Raw genomic sequence first — 4,220 nt, 5'->3', positions numbered from 1 at the left:
CCAGTTCGAATCTGGGTGCCGCCTCCATATTTGCGCCTATAGCTCAACTGGATAGAGTGTCTGACTACGAATCAGAAGGTTGGGGGTTCGAGTCCCTCTGGGCGCACCACTTAAATATTATTAAAAAAATGGAGGGTTGATGCGAGAAGCCAATTCTCCATTTTTTTATGTCTTATAGAAGTTGATTTTTAATTGAAGATTTTATTCTATCTTATAGCGGCTTAAGCCGTTATTTTAATATTGTTAATTTTTAGACTATTCTGGATATTTTTCGACATTTCTATTAATATATAAATATCAAGATTTTTTATACTTTATAATAATTATTTATAATCCAAAGGGGGAGTATCAAAACAATGGAAAAATTCACAACCAAAAGAAGCTTGTTCGACAAAATTGACTCAATATTAGAAAAACACAATTGGAATAAGAACAACTTGCTAGCTATCCTCTTAGAAAGCCAATCAAACATTCCTCAAAATTATATTCCCGAAGAAGTAGCAAAATATATAAGTATCAAGTTGAATATTCCTTCAAGTAAGGTTTATGATGTTATTACTTTTTTTTCAGCTCTTAATGATAAGCCGAAGGGAAAGCATGTTATTCAACTATGTAAAAGTACTACCTGTAGATTGAATAAGTATCAAAAAATTAGAGAGATTTTAGAAAGAGAATTAGGTATTAAAATGGGGGAGACTACAGGAGATGGAGAATTTAGCCTTGAGTATACAGCTTGTTTCGGTGCTTGCGATATTTCGCCTGCATTTAGAATTGATGATAAGGTGTATGGAAATTTAAATGAGACTAAAATCATAGAGATTATTAATAGTTACAGGAGGATTAATCATGAATAGAGTGGTTAATGTTATAACAAAAAATTTTAACAAATATAATATAGAATCAATTGATGAGTATGTTAAATTAGGTGGATTTGAAGCTTTAAAGAAAGCTTTTGAATTAGGGCCTCAAGGTGTTATTGATGAGATTAAAGCTTCTGGTTTAAGGGGAAGAGGTGGAGCAGCATATCCTACAGGAAAAAAATGGGAACAAGCAGCTACTGTAAAGGGAGATAGAAAAATTATTATATGTAATGCAGATGAAGGTGAACCAGCAACTTTTAAAGATAGATATTTATTAGAATATGATCCTTACAAAATAATAGAGGGAATGACTATTGCTGCTTATACAGTTAAAGCAAATGAAGGTTATATCTATATTAGAGAAGAATATAAACACCTTCACGACAAGGTTAGGAGAGCTATCGAATTAGCTAAAAATACTGGTTATTTAGGTAAAAAAATTTTAGGTACCGACTTTAATTTTGACATTAAGGTATTTTCAGGGGCAGGGGCATATGTATGTGGTGAAAATTCTTCTTTGATCGAGTCAATGGAGGGTAAAAGTGGTAGGCCAAGAATAAAACCTCCATATATTAAACAATGTGGCCTTTATAATCTTCCTACACTTGTGAACAATGTGGAAACGTTTGCCGCGGCGACATCTATACTATTAATAGGTTCTGAAGAATATACAAAGTACGGAACTTCTGAAAGTAAAGGTACAAAATTAATTAGTTTATGTGGTAATATCAACAAGCCAGGTGCATATGAAATTCCTTTTGGTGTTACTTTAAGAGAGATTATATATGATATAGGTGGTGGTATTAAAGAAAATAAAAAATTAAAATTTCTTCAGCTTGGAGGGGCATCTGGAGCTATTGTTCCTGCTGATATGATAGATTTAAGATATTGTTATAAAGAATTAAAGGATCATGGAATTGAAATAGGTTCTGGTGCAATATTAGTAGCAGATGAAACAAATAGTGTGGTTGATTTCATAAAATCTGTACAGGACTTTTTCTTGCATGAAAGTTGTGGAAAATGTACACCTTGCAGAGAAGGGAACAGGCAAATTACAAAAATAATTAATAGATTTGTTGCTGGAGATGCTAGTATAACAGATTTAAAAACAGTAGAAAAATTCGCTAATGTTATGAAATATGCTTCATTCTGTGGATTAGGGAAAACTGCTCCAACAGCTTTGCTTTCTGCAATAAAGCATTTTCCAGTAGAATTTTATCAGCGAATTTATAAAGTAAGTAGATAAAGTTACTAAAGTTCATAATATTGAGGAGGTTAAAAATGAGTAATTGTACAATTACTATTGATAATAAGGTAATAGCTGTACCAGAAGGTACTACTATATTAGAAGCAGCTAAAAAAGTTGGTATTAATATTCCAACATTATGTCAACATCCGGATCAAAAAGTTAAAGCTAATTGTAGAATATGCTTAGTACAAACAGGACCTAATAAATTAGTTACTGCTTGTTCTACTCCAGTTTGGGATGGAATGAAAGTGAATACACATTCAAAATTAGTAAGAGATACACAAAGAGGAGTACTTGAGTTAATTTTAGCAAATCACCCACAAGATTGTCTTAAATGTATTAGAAATGGTAAGTGCGAACTTCAGAAACTTTGTGAAATGTTTAATATTTCCAAGACTAATCTTGAAGAAGAAGTAGATTCTTTAGAGATAGATGAATCAAATCCAGCAATTGTAAGAGATCATAGTAAATGTATAAAATGTAATAGATGTATAGAAGTTTGTCAAGAAGTTCAACAGGTAGGGATATTAAGCCAAGCACATAGATCAATCAATTATTGTATAACTCCTGCATTTGAAAAGAAACTAATCAATACTTTGTGTGTTTTTTGTGGACAGTGTACTACTGTATGCCCAGTTGGCGCCATATATGAAAAAGATGATACTGAGAAGGTGTGGAATGCTTTATATGACGAAACTCTTCATGTAATTGTGCAAATAGCTCCAGCTGTTAGGGTAAGTATAGGTGAGGAATTTGGCTTTAACCCAGGTACAAATGTAACAGGAAAAGTAGTAGCTTCTCTTAGAAGACTTGGTTTTGACAAAGTATTTGATACTAACTTTACTGCGGATTTAACAATAATTGAAGAAGGACATGAATTATTACAAAGAATACAGAATAATGATACGTTGCCAATGATAACATCATGTAGTCCAGGCTGGATAAATTATTTAGAAGGATTTTATCCAGACTTAATTAAGCACGTATCAACTTGCAAATCTCCTCAACAGATGTTTGGTGCACTTTCAAAAACATATTATGCTGAGAAAATGGGATTAGATCCATCAAAGATATTTACTGTATCTATAATGCCTTGTACAGCTAAAAAATATGAGGCTGATAGAGTAGAAATGTCATCTTATGGTTACAGAGATGTGGATGCAGTGCTTACAACAAGAGAACTTGCAAGAATGATTAAATCTGCAAGTATTGATTTGGCTAACATTGAAGAAGAGGGATTTGATGATCCTTTTGGTATTACAACAGGAGCAGCAGTAATATTTGGTACAACTGGTGGAGTTATGGAGGCAGCTCTTAGAACAGTTTATGAGTTAGTAACTGAAAAAGAACTTGAAAAACTAGATTTTACTGAAGTTAGAGGATTAGAAGGTATTAAAGAAGCTGAAGTCAATTTAAATGGAACATCTGTGAAAGTAGCTGTGGCTCATGGCCTAAGTAATGCAAAGAAAATATTAGATTTAGTTAAAAATGGGAAAGCAGATTATACGTTTATCGAAATTATGTGTTGTCCAGGTGGCTGTATTGGAGGAGGAGGACAGCCTATAGGAACTACTGTCAAAGTTAAGGAAGAAAGAATTAAGGGGATTTATAATGTTGATAAAAGTATGAAGATCAGAAAATCTCATGAAAATCCTGCGATTAAGCAGCTATATAAAGAATTTTTAGGTAAACCTCTTGGCAAGGTTTCTCACAAATTACTTCATACGTCATATAGTCCTAGAAATCAAATATTAGATATAGACTATCTAAAATACGATAGCGAAGTTGCTACAACTGAAGAATAGAGTATAAATATAGATAAAGTAATTTCAATTTTGAATCCACAAGCTTGGTTTTTATACTTGGCTTGTGGATTTTGTTTTGACATATAGAAAATTATTAATTATAGATGTTTTAATACAATTCAGAAAATATATTTTTAATTATCTATAATTTAATAAGATATTTAATTTCTTAATGAATTATAACGAAATCTTAGATTAAATAAATTAATTGAATAAAATTAATACTATTGGGTATCAATAATGTTGAAGACTAGAAAAATTAAGGATGAATAGAAATTAAAAAAAGTTCTTGACATGAGAAAATAA

At 31.6% G+C, this 4,220-nt stretch carries 3 protein-coding genes and 1 tRNA gene; all 4 read left to right on the top strand.

Annotated elements, in window-relative coordinates; genetic code table 11:
- Positions 1–32: 32 nt before the first annotated feature.
- Positions 33–109: transfer RNA gene (locus tag TR13x_RS10620), tRNA-Arg, on the top strand.
- A 247-nt stretch (positions 110–356) separates the two neighbouring features.
- On the top strand, positions 357–854 hold the full coding sequence (locus TR13x_RS10615) for an NAD(P)H-dependent oxidoreductase subunit E (RefSeq protein ID WP_054871913.1): 498 nt from the start codon (positions 357–359) through the stop codon (positions 852–854).
- Positions 847–2,106, top strand: coding sequence for an NADH-quinone oxidoreductase subunit F (locus TR13x_RS10610; RefSeq protein ID WP_054871912.1), 1,260 nt, complete (start codon positions 847–849; stop codon positions 2,104–2,106). Before TR13x_RS10615 ends, TR13x_RS10610 begins: the two co-directional genes overlap by 8 nt.
- A gap of 35 nt (positions 2,107–2,141) precedes the next feature.
- A complete protein-coding gene (locus TR13x_RS10605; RefSeq protein WP_054871911.1) occupies positions 2,142–3,914 on the top strand; it encodes an NADH-dependent [FeFe] hydrogenase, group A6 in 1,773 nt (590 codons plus the stop codon).
- Positions 3,915–4,220: the final 306 nt, after the last annotated feature.

The organism is Caloranaerobacter sp. TR13 (genome assembly GCF_001316435.1).
Taxonomy (GTDB): domain Bacteria; phylum Bacillota; class Clostridia; order Tissierellales; family Thermohalobacteraceae; genus Caloranaerobacter.
The sequence above is the reverse complement of the archived record's forward strand: the minus strand, read 5'-3'. Positions and strand labels throughout refer to the sequence as shown.

What these genes read in the sequence shown, in the direction of transcription:
- TR13x_RS10610 (WP_054871912.1), top strand. Translation starts at nt 847, where the DNA reads ATGAATAGAGTGGTTAATGTTATAACAAAAAATTTTAACAAATATAAT.
- TR13x_RS10615 (WP_054871913.1), top strand. Translation starts at nt 357, where the DNA reads ATGGAAAAATTCACAACCAAAAGAAGCTTGTTCGACAAAATTGACTCA.
- TR13x_RS10605 (WP_054871911.1), top strand. Translation starts at nt 2,142, where the DNA reads ATGAGTAATTGTACAATTACTATTGATAATAAGGTAATAGCTGTACCA.